General features: G+C 48.4%; 14 protein-coding genes. 9 read left to right on the top strand and 5 right to left on the bottom strand.

Features of this window, described 5'->3' with window-relative positions:
• Positions 1-141: 141 nt before the first annotated feature.
• Positions 142-1,488, top strand: a complete 1,347-nt coding sequence (locus tag ACYVF1_RS21740; RefSeq protein WP_461082793.1) for a DUF4249 domain-containing protein — start codon at positions 142-144, stop codon at positions 1,486-1,488.
• A gap of 30 nt (positions 1,489-1,518) precedes the next feature.
• Here the strand turns inward: ACYVF1_RS21740 and ACYVF1_RS21735 are convergent, their stop codons facing one another.
• The 3 genes from ACYVF1_RS21735 to ACYVF1_RS21725 form a co-directional block, all read right to left on the bottom strand.
• Positions 1,519-2,316, bottom strand: coding sequence for a polyprenol monophosphomannose synthase (locus ACYVF1_RS21735; RefSeq protein WP_461082791.1), 798 nt, complete (start codon positions 2,314-2,316; stop codon positions 1,519-1,521).
• Positions 2,317-2,409: 93 nt separating this feature from the next.
• Positions 2,410-3,735 carry a protoporphyrinogen oxidase gene (gene hemG, locus ACYVF1_RS21730; protein WP_461082789.1) on the bottom strand — a complete coding sequence of 442 codons (1,326 nt, stop codon included), beginning with the start codon at positions 3,733-3,735 and terminating at the stop codon, positions 2,410-2,412.
• Positions 3,732-4,124: a DUF4296 domain-containing protein gene (locus ACYVF1_RS21725; protein WP_461082788.1), complete on the bottom strand. Its 393-nt coding sequence runs from the start codon at positions 4,122-4,124 to the stop codon at positions 3,732-3,734. Before ACYVF1_RS21725 ends, hemG begins: the two co-directional genes overlap by 4 nt.
• 83 nt (positions 4,125-4,207) lie before the next feature.
• On the opposite strand from ACYVF1_RS21725, the gene ACYVF1_RS21720 reads away from it, so the two are divergent.
• Genes ACYVF1_RS21720 through ACYVF1_RS21705 form a run of 4 tightly spaced genes read left to right on the top strand, consistent with a single transcriptional unit; the run spans position 4,208 to position 7,833 of the window.
• Positions 4,208-5,074 carry a DUF58 domain-containing protein gene (locus ACYVF1_RS21720; RefSeq protein WP_461082786.1) on the top strand — a complete coding sequence of 289 codons (867 nt, stop codon included), beginning with the start codon at positions 4,208-4,210 and terminating at the stop codon, positions 5,072-5,074.
• Complete coding sequence (locus ACYVF1_RS21715; RefSeq protein ID WP_461082784.1) at positions 5,071-6,111, top strand: hypothetical protein; 1,041 nt, start codon at positions 5,071-5,073, stop codon at positions 6,109-6,111. Before ACYVF1_RS21720 ends, ACYVF1_RS21715 begins: the two co-directional genes overlap by 4 nt.
• A 4-nt stretch (positions 6,112-6,115) precedes the next feature.
• A complete protein-coding gene (locus tag ACYVF1_RS21710; protein WP_461082782.1) occupies positions 6,116-7,192 on the top strand; it encodes a VWA domain-containing protein in 1,077 nt (358 codons plus the stop codon).
• Positions 7,193-7,224: 32 nt separating this feature from the next.
• Positions 7,225-7,833: a ribonuclease HII gene (locus tag ACYVF1_RS21705; protein ID WP_461082780.1), complete on the top strand. Its 609-nt coding sequence runs from the start codon at positions 7,225-7,227 to the stop codon at positions 7,831-7,833.
• 60 nt (positions 7,834-7,893) lie between these two features.
• Here the strand turns inward: ACYVF1_RS21705 and ACYVF1_RS21700 are convergent, their stop codons facing one another.
• Positions 7,894-10,026 (bottom strand): 3-hydroxyacyl-CoA dehydrogenase NAD-binding domain-containing protein, encoded by a 2,133-nt coding sequence (locus ACYVF1_RS21700; protein ID WP_461082778.1) that lies wholly within the window; start codon positions 10,024-10,026, stop codon positions 7,894-7,896.
• A 465-nt stretch (positions 10,027-10,491) separates the two neighbouring features.
• Between ACYVF1_RS21700 and ACYVF1_RS21695 the strand changes: the two genes are divergently transcribed.
• From ACYVF1_RS21695 to ACYVF1_RS21685, 3 genes are all read left to right on the top strand, one after another.
• Positions 10,492-12,237, top strand: a complete 1,746-nt coding sequence (locus ACYVF1_RS21695) for a beta strand repeat-containing protein (RefSeq protein WP_461082776.1) — start codon at positions 10,492-10,494, stop codon at positions 12,235-12,237.
• Positions 12,238-12,458: 221 nt separating this feature from the next.
• Positions 12,459-13,982 (top strand): GH3 auxin-responsive promoter family protein, encoded by a 1,524-nt coding sequence (locus tag ACYVF1_RS21690; RefSeq protein ID WP_461082774.1) that lies wholly within the window; start codon positions 12,459-12,461, stop codon positions 13,980-13,982.
• A 108-nt stretch (positions 13,983-14,090) separates the two neighbouring features.
• Positions 14,091-15,323, top strand: coding sequence for a 4-hydroxy-3-methylbut-2-enyl diphosphate reductase (locus ACYVF1_RS21685; protein ID WP_461082772.1), 1,233 nt, complete (start codon positions 14,091-14,093; stop codon positions 15,321-15,323).
• A gap of 44 nt (positions 15,324-15,367) precedes the next feature.
• Here the strand turns inward: ACYVF1_RS21685 and ACYVF1_RS21680 are convergent, their stop codons facing one another.
• Positions 15,368-17,059, bottom strand: a complete 1,692-nt coding sequence (locus tag ACYVF1_RS21680; protein WP_461082770.1) for a glycoside hydrolase family 10 protein — start codon at positions 17,057-17,059, stop codon at positions 15,368-15,370.
• Positions 17,060-17,408: 349 nt separating this feature from the next.
• On the opposite strand from ACYVF1_RS21680, the gene ACYVF1_RS21675 reads away from it, so the two are divergent.
• Complete coding sequence (locus tag ACYVF1_RS21675; protein ID WP_190885498.1) at positions 17,409-17,879, top strand: Lrp/AsnC family transcriptional regulator; 471 nt, start codon at positions 17,409-17,411, stop codon at positions 17,877-17,879.
• The last annotated feature ends 34 nt before the right edge of the window (positions 17,880-17,913 follow it).

The following is a 17,913-nucleotide window of genomic DNA, read 5'->3' as shown; positions in this document are numbered from 1 at the left end:
CGAAAACGCTTCCGAACGTAGCGAAGTGAACGTAGCAGTGGAACCTTAAATGAATGTAAAAGACACCCAGAAAGTATAGCTGGAAAGTAGAACGCAATTACAAAGTGGTTTTATGAACACGTTATAATTCATAAAAAACACATGCGTTCAGTTGCTTTATTTGTGTTAATTGGTTTACTAACGCTCATCGTTCCGTTTGCCTGTATCGATCCGGCGGATATTGATCTACACAGTTCAAAGACCATTCTTGTAGTAGACGGTACCATCACCAATCTGCCAGAACCCCAACTTATTAAACTCAGTCAGACGCAGGCCGATCGGCTAACAGGCCAGATCAATACTGTACCGCTTCCTAAAGCAACGGTAGAAATCATTGTTGATTCGGTTCAGGTGATTGCCTGTCATGAAACCGTGGATGGAAGCTACCAACTGCCCGCTGATTTCAAAGGGCAGGTGGGTCATACGTATCAGCTTCGCTTTACGCTTTCCGATGGTTCTCGTTATTTATCTACGCCACAGACAATGCCAACGGTGGCGCCAATCGAAAAAATAACGGCCCGATTTAATCCCAACAGTTTATCTCCGCAGCAATTAAAAGGCTACAAGGCCGCTCATGATATCTTTATTGATACGCAGGATCCGGCTAGTCAACATAATTATTACCGTTGGGAGTGGAAACTTTGGGAGCGTCAATATTGGTGTCATAGCTGCCGGCAAGGCGTTTACTCGAAGTATAAAGTTTTACCGAATGTGTACCGAGCCCGAGATTACTTTGTAACCGGCACGGAACCGTATAACGACTGTTTTAGCCCACCAGCGGGTAAAGCGGGTGAAGAAGCACCGGAAGTTCCGAAAGAGGATTGGATATATGATTATGGCTGCGAAACGCCGTGCTGGCAAATCGTCTATGGGTATGATATTGAGGTATTTGACGACCAGTTTACGAATGGCCAGCCCATTGTTCAGCAACGAGTAGCTCAAGTACCCTTTTATGACCCTGGGCCGGGATTAGTCGATGTACGCCAGCTTTCCTTAACGCCTGATGCGTATCGGTATTACAAAATTTTTCAGGAGCAGACCCAGCATTCGGGTGGCTTGGCCGACAATCTGCCCACAGCTTTAGCGGGCAATGTACATCAGGTGGATAATCCCAAAGTTATGGTAGTGGGTTATTTCTCAGCTTCAGCAGTATCGCTGGGACATTACTGGCTAGATCGAAAGGACGCAAAAGGATTACCCTATGGAGTAGCACCAACCACTACAGTAGCCGATTCCTTGAAGTCTAGAGGCACCTATGAAGCAAGCCTTGATGGCTTATTTTTTGCGCTGAACAATCGACTGCCCAATACCGAGCCTTCGCCACCTTATTTGGGTGAACGCCTGAAAGCTAAAGTTCGATTATGGCCTAACGATGACAGACCTCCTTTGGCTCCCTGTCTGCAAAATGACCGGCAAACGCCATTTAAACCAGAAGGCTGGCGGGAGTAGTTTTCGTTACGCTTGAATGATACGTTACCCCTACATCGCATTCGCCGGTTCTTCTACGTTGGCGGTCTCCCGACGGGGAATGTAGTGACGGAAAAAACTGCTGATTTTCATCTGAAGAACTCCAAACACGGCTTCCTTGAAAATCTTGGAAGACATTTTCGAGACACCTTTAGTACGGTCGGTGAAGATGATGGGCACTTCGCGGATGCGGAAACCGTATTTCCAGCACGTAAATTTCATTTCAATCTGGAACGCATAGCCCACAAACCGGATGGGATTATGCAGAATAACCTCCAGCACTTCGGCCCGGTAGCAAACAAAACCAGCAGTAGGGTCCATCACAGGCATACCTGTTACGTTCCGAACGTAAACTCCTGCAAAATAGGACATTAGCACGCGACCCATTGGCCAGTTCACTACGTTGACTCCTCGAATGTAGCGCGAGCCCACCGATACGTCAGCGCGGTCGGGGCCGGTCGTAGCGCAGGCGTTATACAGTTTAATGAGGTCTTCGGGATTGTGCGAAAAATCGGCATCCATCTCGAACAGGTACTGATACCCACGCGACAACGCCCATTTGAAGCCGTCGATATAAGCCGTACCCAGGCCCAATTTGCCACGTCGTTCGAGAAGATGAAGCCGACAAAATGCCCCAGCTGGCGGGTACTCTGCCTGTAAATCGCGCACACGCTGAGCGGTTCCGTCGGGCGAACCGTCATCGACAATGAGAATATCGAACGGTTCGGCCAGGCTAAAAACCTTGCGAACAATGGCTTCGATGTTCTCGATTTCGTTGTAGGTCGGAATAACGACTAATCGCTCTTTCACGTGCTGTCGAATAGGTTAGTAGGTTCTATCTGTACAACAACAGTTTCCCCAATTTTTGTACAAAATAATCATTAAAAATTGTTAATCCGAGCATTATTGCGCCAATTGTTCCGCTAGTTTCCGGGCCTTCCCAATACAATCAGACAACGACACACCACCATACCAGTTGGCGCATACAAACAGCTTGTCGACTTCAGCGGCTTTGATTGGTTCTTTCACAGCAATAATGGCCGTATCATATTGCGGAATCGCTCGTTCCCAGCGTTTAATCGCCCGAAACGTTGGTACATCCGTCTTTATCCCAAAATTAGCGGCCAACTCCTGCTGAACGTTTTTTATCAGTACGCCATCCGGAAGCTGAGCGTTGCCAGCACTTCCGGCGCCACCCACAAACGTAGTGAAAAGTACCTCATCGGCTGGGCATCGCCCGTTAAAAACAGAACTGCTCCAGATGTGACCGCTGGCAAACTGCCCTTCTGCCTGCGGATTGAGCCCACCAAAACCATCGAGTGGGTGCTGTACATCGGTCCGCTTAAAAGCCGAATGGACGGCCGTCATGGGTGGATAATTTACCTGACGTAGCGCCTGCGCGAAAGCCGGATACAACGTATCAACCAGCTTGGCAGCGGCATCCGTACCAACCGTCAGCACCAACGTATCGACGGTTTGGGTACCCGCCGACGTATCAACCTGCCAACCTTCCTTTGTGCTACGTATGCCCGCAACCGACGTACTGAGTGAAAGGTTTTTCAGTCTGAAGGCCAACGCGTTAGGCAAAGATTGCATCCCGTCCTGAAAACTAAACGATTGCCGACGCCCCGCAGCTGACTGATTTTTGATAAATCCACGTAGCACCGAACCGTATTCTTTTTCGTATTGCAGCAGCGAAGGAAACGTTTCCGAAACCAGTAAATTCTCTGGATTTCCGGCATAAATACCTGCCACAAATGGCCCTAGGGCATAATCAACCAGTTCGCTGGAAAAACGACGACGGAAGAAATGAGCCAACGTTTCGCCGGGGGGCGACGTAGTGCGGTTGTTACGTTCGCGGAAGATGGCCAGCTTTGTCGACCAGCTAAAAAAATTGCCAAACAAAAGCGATAACGGTCCCGACGGAAGTTTGCGGTATGCACCATTCCGGAAAATATAACGCGCCTTGCTCACTGGATTGCTGAATACCAGCTTAGGCGTGAGGCCCAGTTCATCGAGCCAAAGCAACAGCTTTCCGTCGCCCAGCAACGAATTAGGACCTAATTCACGCAGATAACGGCCTCCGGTCGGGCCTGTTTCCCAACGCGACTGCATATATCCGCCGGGTTGGTCGTTGGCTTCCCAAATATGGTAAGCAATGCCCCGTTTTTGCAGTTCATAGGCCAGCGTCAATCCTGAAATACCCGCGCCAATGATACCAACTGTCATGGTTTTGCCGGTTTTTTTATGGCCTCCGGTCTTTTTTGGGTGATACGTCGTTCCAGATTTTTCGTAATCTGCTTATAGATAACCTCCATCTCGGCCGGGTGCGACGAGTAGTAAATATAACTTTTGCGGTACGTAGCGGTGTCCACTTTCATTTTTTTGAAAAGCTGATTCTCCAGTCGTTTGTACACAATGTTCGACGAATCTATGGAAGCCAGCCCCAGCCGACTTACCCGTGCTTCGTTCATGTGAACTTCGGTCAGAATATCAACCATTCGGTCTTTAGGAATTAGATTGTCGGGAGGGGCATCTTCCGGAGCCGTGCAGCCTGCCAGCCACCAAACCAGAATTAGCAGATTCCGTAAATCAGATATACAGCGATTCCGACGCATACGTTTAAATGATAGTTTTGTAAGCTAAACTCACCCGGCAAAGTTCGGGATTGGTTGTTAAAATAGCATAACGCCCGTTTTGTATGGATGATTTCCTGGCCCGATTGCACAACTTCGATATTCGCATCCGTAAGGCCGTGAATTCGCAGATGCGCGGCAGTTTCCGGTCAGTATTCAAAGGTACAGGACTGGAGTTTAGCGACTTACGAACGTATCAATACGGCGACGACGTACGCGCCATCGACTGGAACGTATCATCGAAAGGGCACGGTACGTTCGTGAAAGTATTCCGGGAAGAAAAAGATCAGACCGTTTTTTTTATGGTCGATGTGAGCGCGTCGCAGCAGGTTGGCCCGCGCCACCGCGATAAGCTGGAAGCCACCAAAGAAGTTTGCGGAGTACTGGCGTTGTCGGCCATTCGCGAAGCCAGCCACGTTGGTTTATACTGTTTTTCGGACCAAAAAGAGCGTTACATTAAACCCGCGAATGGCCTTAAAACGGGTTATCAACTCATTATGAGTTTATACAAACTCCAGCCTCAATCAAACCGAACCCGGCTGGGCGAAGCCATTCTATTTACGCTGAACGTACTGAAACGACGTAGCATTGTAATGCTGCTTTCTGATTTCATCGATGTCAGCTACGAACACAACCTGAAAGCGCTGGCCAAAAAACACGATCTGGTCGTTATTCACCTGTATGACCAACGCGAGGTGAACCTGCCCAAATTAGGAATCATTCCGGTACACGACACCGAAACCGGACGTACCGTTTGGGCTAATACGTCGTCGGCTTCGTTTCGGAAAGAACTGCACGATACGTTCCGTCAAAATCAAATCCGGCTCGAGCGGCTTTGTCGGCAGTACGACGCCAATTACCTGGCTCTCGATTCACAGGAGGACTTTGTACCAAAACTTGTCGAATTATTTAGAGTCCGAAAGCAACGATGAAAAGTAGTTTGTTCTGCTTATTGGTGTTGTTTTGGCTGACGAGCGCACTCAGTCGGGCGCAATCGCCGAGTTTAGCTGCGGCTGTGGAACTATCGGCTCAGCAGAACCAGCCGGTTCAGAAAATACCGTTACGAGGCTATTTTCTGACTGACAGCATTGAAATTGGCCGACCGTTTCAGTATTCACTAACATACTGGCATCCAACCAGTTCAGAAATACTTTTCCCGGACACAGCCCGACATTTCGCGCCTTATCGGGTACAGAACGTAGCAACCTTTACCACGAAAACCATCGGCACTGGCGCGCTGTCGCTAAGCCGAGATAGCGCCGTTTATACGTTGGTATCGTTCGAAACCGAATCCGTTCAACGGCTACGTGTTCCCGTCCGCATTCTTCATGAACTTGACTGCACCGCGTATTGGACACAGACCGACACGGTTTATCTTCGTTCGAAACTACCGATAACGCTTACCGATTCTTCCCGTCGGCAATTACTGAAACTCGCTACGTCAACAAAATTGGCTCCTTTGCAGCAGGAGTTTAATTATGCGTTACTGGCAACGGGCTTTCTGGTCATAAGTGTAGTGATTGGTTTACTCTACGCCCTGTTTGGCAACACAATACGTCGGCAATGGCGTTTGTATTTATTACATCGACAGCATATCAATTTCCTACGAAACTACAATCGACTCATTACCAGACTGACCTCCTTCACGGCAGCCGAAACCGCCAATCAGGCTGTAGTTATGTGGAAATTCTACCTGGAACTAATTGATGGACAACCTTATACAGCATTGACAACACCCGAATTGGCCGAACGTCTTAACGATGAACGTATCGCCAACGCCCTTCGCGAAGCCGATCGAATGATTTATGGGAGTGCTTTTTCGGATCAGTCGTTTGTGGCGCTTCAGGTATTGAGCGACGTAGCAACACAGACGTACCATCGAACGCGAGACCGGCTGCTACGTTCGAAGCGGCTATCTGTCACTACGTCGGTGCCAGCTGATTCCGTCGATTCATCTTCACTTTCCTGAACGCATGGCACCCTGGTATTCGCTTCATTGGTTTAGCCCGGCGCAGTGGAATCAGTTTCATCTTGCGCACCCGTTGGCGCTGGTGGGCATTCCGGTGGTTTTACTGCTGTTTTTTCTCCGGTATTATCTGCATCGTAAATCGCAGCAACGATTAAACATCTCAGTTAGTCAACTCAATCGCCCCGTGGCGAAAGGCAGTTTGTCCCGCATTCAGCAAGCCTATTCGTTATTGAGCTGGTTTCGTTATCTGCTCCCGATTAGTTTTTTCATCGGTATCAGTTTGGTGCTGGTTGCCCTGGCGCGTCCGCAGATTGTGCGGGAATTGCGCGATGAACAATCGGAAGGTATCGACATCATGCTGGCTGTTGACGTATCGGAGTCGATGAGCGAAACCGACCTGCTACCCACTCGCTTGGCTGCAGCCCGGCGGGTAGCACAAGCGTTTGTGAATGGCCGCAAAAACGACCGTATTGGCTTGGTGGTTTTTGCGGGCGAAGCTTTCTCGGTTTGCCCCTTAACGACCGATTACGACCTGGTGAAACAGTACCTGAGCGATTTAAATCCCCAGATGATACGTACCTCAGGAACCGCAATTGGCGACGCACTGGCTCGCTGCATCAACCGGATGCGCGATGCTGTACCCGTCCAAAGTGAATCAGTAGCGGATTCGGCAACCCAGGCACGTAGTAAAATCGTGATCTTGCTGAGCGATGGCGACAATACGGCCGGGAATCTGGACCCAACCACCGCAGCTAAACTCGCGAAAGCATTCAGCATCCGACTTTACACAATCGCCGTGGGAAGGCCCACCTCTACGTCGTCGGCCGCGGTTACTGTCGATGAAGGCATTCTAAAAACGATTGCCAATATTGGCAACGGAAATTTCTTCCGGGCAACCGATGCCCGAAGTTTACGAAGAGTATTTTCTCAAATTAATCGACTGGAAAAATCGCCGGTACGCGTGCGGGTTTACGAAGACATTCAGGATTACTACCGGGTTTATTTGTATTGGGCCATCTGTTTCCTTCTACTGTCGCTTTTCCTGAAAAACACCATTTTCGGAAACGTACTGGAAGACTGAAAAGAGTGATGATTGATAAGCAATTAACAGATATGGCTCATCAATCATTGTTGAACATTTATTGTATGCTTAAGTCGTTTTACAACGCCAACGTAGTAGAGGCTGGCCTGGATGAAGTCGGGCGGGGGTGCCTGGCAGGTCCGGTCGTTGCGGCTGCGGTTATTTTACCTAACAATTTTACGCATCCAGAACTTACGGATTCGAAACAACTCAGCCGTGCTCAACGCGAGCGACTCCGGGAAGTCATTAAACAGAATGCGCTGGCCTGGGCTATAGCCGAAGTCTCGCACGAAGACATTGACCGGATTAATATTCTCAAAGCCAGTTTCCTGGCGATGCACCGTGCCGTTGATGCACTAACCGTAAAGCCCGAACATCTATTAGTCGACGGAAATCGGTTTACCCCCTACCCTATGATTCCGCATACCTGCATCATAAAAGGCGACGCTCATTTTCTGTCGATTGCAGCGGCTTCCGTACTCGCCAAAACGTATCGCGATGACCTGATGGAGCAACTGAGTTTGGAATTTCCGGCCTACGGCTGGGCGCAGAATGTAGGTTATCCAACGCCCATCCACCGGGAAGCCATTCGCCAGTTTGGCCCAACGAAGTACCATCGAATGAGCTTCAGATTAATATAAAGAGTGAAAGAGTGAATGAGCGAAAGCCATCCGGATGGTGTTCTGCCGGATGGCTTTCGCTCATTCGCTCATTCGCTCATTCACTCTTTGGATACGGAATCGCTCGCCATACGTATCGGCCAGCCGATTGCAGGTTTCGAAGAACGTATCGGCGCCTACGAAATCGAAAAACGACAACGCCCCACCCGTGTACGCCGGAAACCCCCAGCCCAGAATTGAGCCAATGTCGGCATCTAGTTTGGTACGTACTACGTTCTCCTCGAAACAACGTACCGCTTCAATTGCCTGCCGATAAAGAAGCCTCGTTTTTACTTCATCGAGTGTGGGTTGCTGATCTGACAAGGGAAATAAATCCCTTAGACCAGCCCAAAGCTGTTTATTGCCTCCTTCTGGATACTCGTAAAACCCGGCTTTAGTCTTTTTACCCAAACGCCCAATTTTTACAAATCTGCCTGAAACCTCGTAACTTGTATCTTCTTCACTAACAGCGCCATCGGCGATACCCTGACCGGAAATTTTGTAGACCAGGTCAAGCGAAACTTCGTCGGTAACGGCCAGCGGACCAACTGGCATACCCGCGTTTTTGCCCGCATTTTCAATCAAAATCGGATTCACGCCATCTTTCAGAAGCTCCATGCCCTCGGATGAGTACGCACTGAAACAGCGCGACGTATAAAAACCACGCGAATCGTTGACTACAATGGGCGTTTTGCGAATCTTGCGGGCATAATCCATAGCCATCGCCAGGGCGTAATCGGACGTTTGTTTGCCGACAATAATTTCCACCAGCATCATCTTATCGACAGGCGAGAAGAAATGAATACCAATGAAATTCTCCGGTTTTACTGAAGCCTGAGCCAAACCGCTGATGGGCAACGTAGATGTATTTGACGCGAACACGCCGTTTGGGGCCAGCATCGGTTCGGCTTGCCGCGTTACGTCGGCTTTCAGCTCCCGATTCTCAAAAACCGCTTCGATAATCAGGTCGCAACCCTGCAAAGCCTCCATCGAATCGGCTGGCGTAATCCGGTTCAGCACTTCGTCAGCTTTGGCGGGCGTTGACAGCCCTCTTTCAATGCTCTTATTCAGTACGTTACGCGAGTAACTTTTACCTTTCTCAACTGATTCGAGTGATACGTCTTCCAGCACTACGTCGATGCCGGCCAGCGCCGATACGTAAGCAATGCCGGAACCCATCATTCCCGCACCCAGAATACCTAATTTTGCTACGTCGGTTCTTGGTACGTCCTTCGGGCGACTTACGCCTTTATTGGCCTCGTTCAACCCCAGAAACATCGTTTGAATCAGGCTCTTCGCCACTTTCGACGTAGCAACTTTTACGAAATGCCGCGCTTCAATCATTAGTCCCCGGTCGATATTAACTTGCAACCCTTCGTACACGCAGGAAAGAATTTCGATGGGAGCCGGATAATTTCCTTTCGTTTTATCCATAACCATCGCCGTTCCAGCACCGAACGCCTGAGCACCGACAACACTCTGCACATTTCCGCCCGGAACTTTAAAGTTCTCCTTCCCAACGATTTTGCCAGTTTTCCGGTCAATTTCGTCCCAAGGTTTCAACGGATTCGGGTTCGCTTCAATCCAGGCGCGGGCGTCGGCTATCAGGGCTTCACGACTATCGGCAATCGCATCGACCATACCGAGTTTCAGGGCTTCCTGTACGCCAACTTTTTTACCTTCAAGGATCAAGGGCAACGCGGCCTGAATCCCAATCATGCGGGGTAATCGCTGCGTACCGCCCGCCCCCGGCAACAGGCCAATTGACACCTCAACCAGACCAATCAGCGTTTTAGGATTATTCAGAGCGATGCGGTGATGGCAGGCCAGACAGATTTCGTAACCGCCCCCAAGCGCGGTACCATTGATCGCGGCAACAGTAGGCTTACCCGACGTTTCGATGCTGCGAAATACCCGGTTCAATTCCGACGAAACTTTCAGCATTTCGGCGGGCTCTTTGTCGTTGTTGCGGAGAATCATTTTGAGGTCGGCCCCCGCCACAAATTCGGATTTATTCGACGTAACGATGATACCTTTAACGTCATCGTCGGCATAGGCACGTTGCAACGCTTCTTCGAATGCCGGAATCGAATCGTCGTTCAATACGTTCATCGGCGCGGAGGTCATCTCCCAGGAAATCAGCGCAATCTGTTGATCAACTGTGTAGTGTATCAATGTCTTTTCCGTAAATAATGGACACTCAGCGACAAGCCTGACCATCAGTCAGCCGCCTTTAGTTAAATGATATGTTGGTGCGAATGAAGGTAAACGGTTTTACTACGTTGCATAGTAATATTTTGATAGCTCAAAAATAAGTGGGCTTTCTCAATTTGTTTTGACAAGACGTATTCCCATGAGCAAAAACAGGGTATCGCCCCTCCCCGTATTCTCAAAAAATGGTAAACTAATCGATTAGGGCGATTATTTATACTTAGTTATCAATTGAACGTAGTACTGCCTATATCATTAATTACCAGCCAATCATTAAAAATGTCAACGAGCGAAAGTTTACCAAAAAATAAAATTTTAAACATTCTGTTCACTGCGCAATTGATTTATTAATACAACTTTAAGCTTCAATTTTGGGTATTACGAGAAAAAATAAGAATTTAGATGTTTATACCGGATAAATAGGCATTTATGAGACATATTTCTCTGACAGTTGCAGCGTTGCTTGTTAGTAGAGTTATTCTGGCGCAAACAAACTTTGTGGCGACCTCCCCCTCGTCAGCTACTCCTGGTTCTGATAACACGCTGGTGGGCATCGGGGCCGGAAACTTCAACATGAGTGGAGCCAATAACCTGTTCATTGGGCGGGGAACGGGGGCTTTAAACATGGCAGGTACTCAGAACGTATTTCTGGGTGCGTCGGCTGGTAACCAGAATACATCTGGCCAACAAAACGTTTTTTTAGGTTTCAGTTCAGGATTCAATAACCTGGATGGCAATAACAATACGTTCTTAGGTACCCAGAGCGGTTACACAAATACATCTGGCTACAACAACGTATTTACGGGTTCACGGGCCGGGTATTTTAACACCTCAGGAAGTAGCAATTCCTTCTATGGCTCCGGTGCTGGATACGTCAACTCGCAGGGCAGCAACAATACGTTCTTCGGAGCCGATGCGGGCAGCAGCAACAGCACTGGTTTCGAAAATACGTTTATTGGCTCGTTATCAGGCTCTTCCAATAGCACAGGTTCGCAGAATACGTTTTTGGGGGTTTATTCTGGAAGCACTAATACGGGGCAATTCAATACGTTTCTCGGCTATTCCGCGGGCCGGAATAACCAGGGGGGCAGCAACAACGTATTTGTCGGCTATCAATCGGGCCAAAATAACTCTTCCGGTGGCTACAACGTATTTATTGGTCAGCAGACAGGTATGTTTAACACAGTTGGAGCCAGTAATCTTTTTCTGGGTTCATACGCCGGGCAGAATAATACAACGGGGTCGTTTAACTTATTTATGGGCAATGGCTCGGGACAGAGTACTACGACCGGCGTAGGAAACACGTTTATTGGCGATGGTTCTGGCTATGCCAACAACTCAGGCAGCAACAATACATACATCGGCCGCGGAGCCAACTTTAGTGGGAATACAACAGGTAGTCAAAACACATTTATCGGCTTTCAGGCAGGGGTAACGTCGGCTTCAGTAGTTGTCAATAACTCTACTGCTGTTGGCTACAACGCTTTTGTTTCGGCAAGCAACGCAGTAATTTTAGGGGCTACTGGTGCTCAGGTGGGTATCGGTAATACCGCTCCAAACAACAAGCTGGAAATTACCTACGGTTCAGCCAATCAGGCGGGTTTGCGTTTCACTAACCTGACAAGTTCTTCGCCTGCCACTTTATTGAGCCGGACAAAATTCCTGACTGTAAACGAAAATGGAGACGTAGTACTGGGTAGTACCACCGGTTCGGCCCGGGAAGGCGTAGAATCCAGTTCGTTATGGCAGGCCAATGGCGAGAACATCGTCAATGCTAATTCGGGTGGAGTTGTTATTGGCCCGGGTGTGAGTAAAACCCCGGCCGGGTATCGCCTGTACGTAGCAGATGGCGTTCTGACCGAAAAAGTAAAAGTGGCCGTCAAGAGCACAAACGATTGGGCCGACCGCGTTTTTGAAAGTAATTATCAACTACGTAGCCTGGGCGACGTAGAGAAGTTTATCAATCAGGAAAAACACTTACCGGGTGTACCATCGGCCAATGAAGTGGTTAAAGAAGGTGTCGACGTAGGTACAATGCAGGCTAAGTTGCTCGAAAAAGTAGAAGAACTCACGCTCTACGTAATCAGTCTGAAAAAAGAAAATGATGCGTTGAAGCAAAAAAGTGATCGATTGGAAAAACGCTTGAATAAAATACAGCCGAAGTCCAGAAAATAAAGCTTCAGATTTATCTGAACAGTTAATTGTAGTATTCTTTATACGTCGAACCGGCAAGTTTTCTAGAAAACTTGCCGGTTCGACGTATAAACGGTATTCATCCGAATAGGGCGATCGAATGACCAGTTACTCATCTTGATCAGGTCTTGTGAACAAACCAGAACTTTCCTAAGTTGCAGACTGACAAGCTCAGTCTAGTGATATTGTCGTATTTTAGCCCCATGACTTTCTTAAACACTACGCTAAAATGGCTACTTCAACGGCGCTTACCGCGTATTGAAGCTATGATGCAGCAGCCTGGCGTTATGCAGCAGAAAGTTTTTAATCAGTTGATCAGGGCCGGTCGCCGAACCAAATGGGGCCGCCAGTATGATTACGCATCTATTCAGAACATCCGCGATTTTCAGCAGCGCGTGCCCGTCTCCAGTTACGAAGACCTGTTTCCGTATATCGAACGAGTGCTGAAAGGCGAAAACAAAGTGCTCTGGCCATCGCCGGTTCGCTGGTTCGCTAAATCATCGGGTACTACCAACGCACGTAGCAAATTTATTCCGGTTACCACCGAATCGCTGGACGAGAGCCATTTTAAAGGGGGCAAAGACATGATGGCTCTATATCTGGCCAATAATCCGGATAGCCGTGCTTTCGAAGGCAAAGGACTGTCAATCGGCGGGAGCCTCCATCCGAACCCGTATAGCGTAAACAGCGTAGCGGGCGACGTATCGGCGGTTGTGATGAAAAATCTGCCAAGCTGGGCTCAGTACATCCGCACGCCTTCTATCGACGTAGCGTTGATGGACGAGTGGGAAACCAAGCTGGAGCGCATGGCCGAAATTACGTCGCAGGAGAACGTAACGAGTATACTGGGCACACCGACCTGGGGACTGGTGCTGATTGACAAAATTCTGGCCCGTACCGGAAAATCGAACATCCTGGATGTGTGGCCAAATTTTGAAGTACTAATACACGGTGCCGTCAATTTTCAGCCGTATCGGGAGCTGTTCCAGCAACAGGTTTTTTCGTCCAAAACGGTACGTTATCTGGAAATTTACAACGCATCAGAAGGTTTTTTCGCCGTTCAGGACGATTTGGCCCGGCCCAGCGAAATGCTGCTGATGCTCGATTATGGTATTTTTTACGAGTTTGTTCCGGTTCAGGAGGCCGACCAACCTTTTCCTAAAGCGTTAACCATCGACGAAGTTGAGCTGGATAAAAATTATGCGTTGGTTGTGTCGACAAACGGAGGATTATGGCGCTATAAAGTTGGCGATACAGTTCGCTTTACGTCACTATATCCCCATCGGTTAAGAGTCAGCGGACGTACCAAGCACTTTATCAACGCGTTTGGCGAAGAAGTTATCGTCGAAAATGCGGAAGCTGCCATCACAAAGGCTTGTGAAGCAACGGGTGCTACTATAGCCGATTATACGGCAGGCCCGGTTTACATGAATAGCGGCACAACGGGCTGTCATGAATGGATCATCGAGTTTTCTCATGAACCCGACAGTCTGGACCTTTTTACGCAAGTACTGGACGTGTCGCTGCGGCAAATCAACTCCGATTATGATGCCAAGCGATATAACGATATGGTCCTGAAGCGTCCCCGTATTCACGCTGTATCGCCCGGTACGTTCTACGCCTGGATGAAGCACCGGGGCAAGCTGGGCGGTCAGCACAAAGTACCTCGTCTGGCCAACTCCCGCGAATATCTGGACGACATTCTGGGGCTGCTGGCGATTAGATAAATGTTTCAACAGCTGGATCGGGTTGCTTTTCGAACGAAGCGATTCCGGCATCTGTTCTATCAACATAAGTTGTCATTCACTGGCAGGTATCACCATTGGATTCCGTTCATGAAATCGTTTGATATTCCTAATTATTATCGTAGTCACATCATTACGCCCCTAAAAGAGTTTCGGCGGCAGCGCGATAAGCTCAAACGAGATTTTACGCCAACCCTACTCGATTTCGGCCCGATACGTGTGTACGTAGCGCGGCATTTTGGCTTTTGTTATGGGGTCGAAAATGCAGTTGAGATTGCATATAAAGCGATTGCCGAGAATCCGGACAAGCGGATTTTTCTGCTCAGCGAGATGATTCACAATCCCGATGTGAACAACGATTTGCAGGAACGGGGCGTGCGATTTGTTCTGGATACAAAAGGGCAGCAGCTTATCCCCTGGAGCGACCTCCGCCCCAACGATGTCATCATCATTCCGGCTTTCGGCACTACGCTGGAAACGCAACGCCAATTGGCCTCCCTTGGGCTAGATGTTGAAAAGTACGACACTACCTGCCCCTTTGTGGAAAAAGTTTGGAACAAAGCCGGGCAAATCGGCCAGAAAAACTACACGGTTGTTGTGCATGGAAAGCCGAGCCACGAAGAAACGCGTGCTACGTTCTCGCACAGCAAAGAAGCCGCGCCAACGGTGGTGGTTAAGGATATGGAGCAGGCCCGGCAACTCGCCAAATATATAACGGGCGAATTATCTGCTGAAGAATTCTATACAGAATTTGCAGGCCAGTATTCTGCTGGTTTCGACCCCGTGCGCGATTTACAACGTATCGGTGTGGTGAATCAAACGACGATGCTGGCCTCTGATACACAAGGCATTGCTGACTACCTAAAACAGGTTATGATGCTTCACTACGGCCTAACCGTTGACGAGGCAGATACCCGTTTTGCCAACACCCGCGATACGTTGTGCTACGCTACCAACGACAACCAGGATGCTACGTATGCGCTGCTGAATTACCCGGCCGATTTCGCCATTGTAGCGGGTGGTTATAATTCGTCCAATACGTCGCACATCGTAGAATTATGCGCCGAAAAACTTCCGACCTATTTTATTGAATCAGAACAAAAAATACTTTCCGACAAACTGATACGTCATTTTGACGAACGTAGCAAACAGGAGGTAATAACAGAAAACTTTCTGCCACAACACCGGCCTGTAACTGTGCTGCTTACCTGTGGCGCTTCCTGCCCCGACGCAGTGGTGGAGGGTATTTTGCTAAAACTTGTCAGCTTTTTCCCCAATTCGCTGTCCGTTGAGGAGGCCATGAATAACGTAGTAAATACTTAGTACTACGCTGATTATCAGCTGATTTTTCTAGATACCGAAGCCGGTTACTGTACTCTCACACGGACTTCGCTGCTTTCATTTTGAAGGCGATCCAGAGCAGTTACTACGTAGGTGTATTCCTTTTTGGGGTCGGCGGTTTTATCCAGAAAGCGCGTTGTCGACTCGCCAATACAACGGGCCACTATATAGCGCGGATCGTTGGTACGTATCGCCGGTCGTCGCCCTTCAAAGCGGTATACAAGGTAGTTATTAGCCCCATCGCCATCGGCTGCTTCTTTTGACTGTTCCCAGAACACTTCTATGCCTTCAGCCGTAACAGCTGCTCTCAGATTGTGTGGGGGCAGGGGCGGAATGCTGTCCAGCCAGGGCATGGTGGGTACCAGCGCCATATGCCGGTAAAAGTTAGTTTGCAGAGAATCGCAGACAGACATTGGATTCAGCCGCATATTTCTCGCACTGAAAAATACGCTTCCCTGTACTTTTGGCTGCTGACGATTGTACCGCATCTGATCAGAAAACTCGGTGGGACGCCACCAGCTTGGGTCACGTTCGGAACCCTTCCCAACCCGATAAACAGCGTGGCCAATGTATAACTGACAATTTCCGATGCTACAATTACGAACCCACCAGTCAACCAGAGTTTTATACGGCACGCGATTAAAACCCGAACTAAAATATACCTGCGGCACAATGTAATCAATGAGCCCCTCTCGAACCCACTTCCGCGAATCGGCGTAGATGTCGTAATAGGATTGACCGCCATTTGTTGCTGAACCATCAGGGTCGGATGACTGGTTTTTCCAGATACCAAATGGACTGATTCCGAACTTTACCCACGGCTTATTTTCCCGAATCGAATCGCGCAGTTCAACTACGAGTTTATTCACATTATCGCGTCGCCAATCGGCTTTTTTCATACCGTTGAAAAAGGCTTTGTAGGTGCTATCATCTTGCAAAACCTGCCCCGGTTCGGCGTATGGATAAAAATAGTCATCGAAATGAATGCCATCTACGTCATACTCACGTACTACGTTGGCCACCAGGCCCGCAATGTAAGAACGAACGTCGGGCAGGCCCAGATTAAAAAGTTTTTTACCACCGTATCTCAACATCCATTGCGGTTTGAGATTCGAAATATTGGTTGGCGCTACGCTGGAATATTTGCTAAACGTAGCACGGTCGAGGTTAAACCAGGCGTGAAATTCAAATCCGCGCTGGTGAGCTTCCTGAATCATAAATTCCAGCGGATCATAAAACGGTTCGGGGGCGAGTCCCTGCTTACCAGTCAGCCATTCTGACCAGGGTTCCGGGCTTTTTGCGTAAAACGCATCGGCTGCTGCCCGAATCTGCACCACGACGGCATTGATGCCCATTTGTTGATACTTATCAAACATATCAACAAGCTCTTTTTGCTGCTGGGCAACAGGAAGCCCCTTCTTAGTAGGCCAGTCAAGGTTGTCGATTGTAGCGATCCAGACCGCCCGAAACTCTCGCTTTGGCGGAGCTGGCGTCAAAAACATGGGTGGCTCCTCAGGTCCGAGCGTATCAACGGCAACAACTGCTGGCTGTGGCGATTTTGGCACTGGCGATTTAGTTGGTGCAGGTTTCGCTGGAGCAGGCTTCGCAGCCACGGGCCTTGCTGGTCGGGCGGGCGTTCTCTGAGTAACAACGGGTTTGGCGGGACGGCAACTAATAACTACGTAGAAAACTAGTAGGAGGTACGCGATTGGGCGCATCAGCTAGAACGGGTTAACTAACAAAAGTAACGATGGCAACTAATAAATCTGTTGGTCTTTAGTTGCTTTTTCTGATATGTTGCGTCTTAAAGAACGTATTACCAATATTTATTTTCCTGACCATTGATACGTTACAAAAGGGCAATCGGCACTCCAAATCTCAATATGTGTAAAAACACACATTTTGCATACGCAGCGATTTCCTTAATATTGTGCCGCTCAAAAGGTATATAAGCAAAATTTGTTTTGATTTTTTTTAAAATTCATCTGTTTTTAAGAATTTTCTATTGCAAAACGTAGTAGCTTTGCAGCGCTCTGTAAACAAGAAATTCCAACAGATACTCACCTTATGTCCAGTCAGAAGTTAGATCAGATAGATCGTAATGTTTTAGAAATACTGCAAGCCAACGCTAAAATTACCAATGCTCAGCTATCGAAAGAAATTGGCCTTTCGCCAGCGCCTACACTGGAGCGCGTTAAAAAACTAGAGACTTCTGGAATTATTCAGAGCTATCACGCACAACTGAATCGGGAGAAAATTGGACTCGGAGTCACAACTTTTGTTATGGTTACGCTGGTTGGCCACAAGAAAGACACAACGATGTCATTTGTGAAGCGGGTTAATGAAATTCCTGAAATCATTGAATGCCACCACATCACGGGTTCCGGCGACTTTCTGCTCAAAGTAATCGCCAAAGATATTGCTTCCTATCAAGGACTTATGCTCGATGTTATCAACGAAATCGACGAAGTTGCCAATACTCAGACAATGGTAATTATGTCGACTTTTAAAGAAAGCAAAGTGTTGCCAATTCCCTGATGATACATGAGGTAGGATATATGATGTATTTCGC

The organism is Spirosoma flavus, assembly GCF_054778555.1.
The sequence above is the reverse complement of the archived record's forward strand: the minus strand, read 5'-3'. Positions and strand labels throughout refer to the sequence as shown.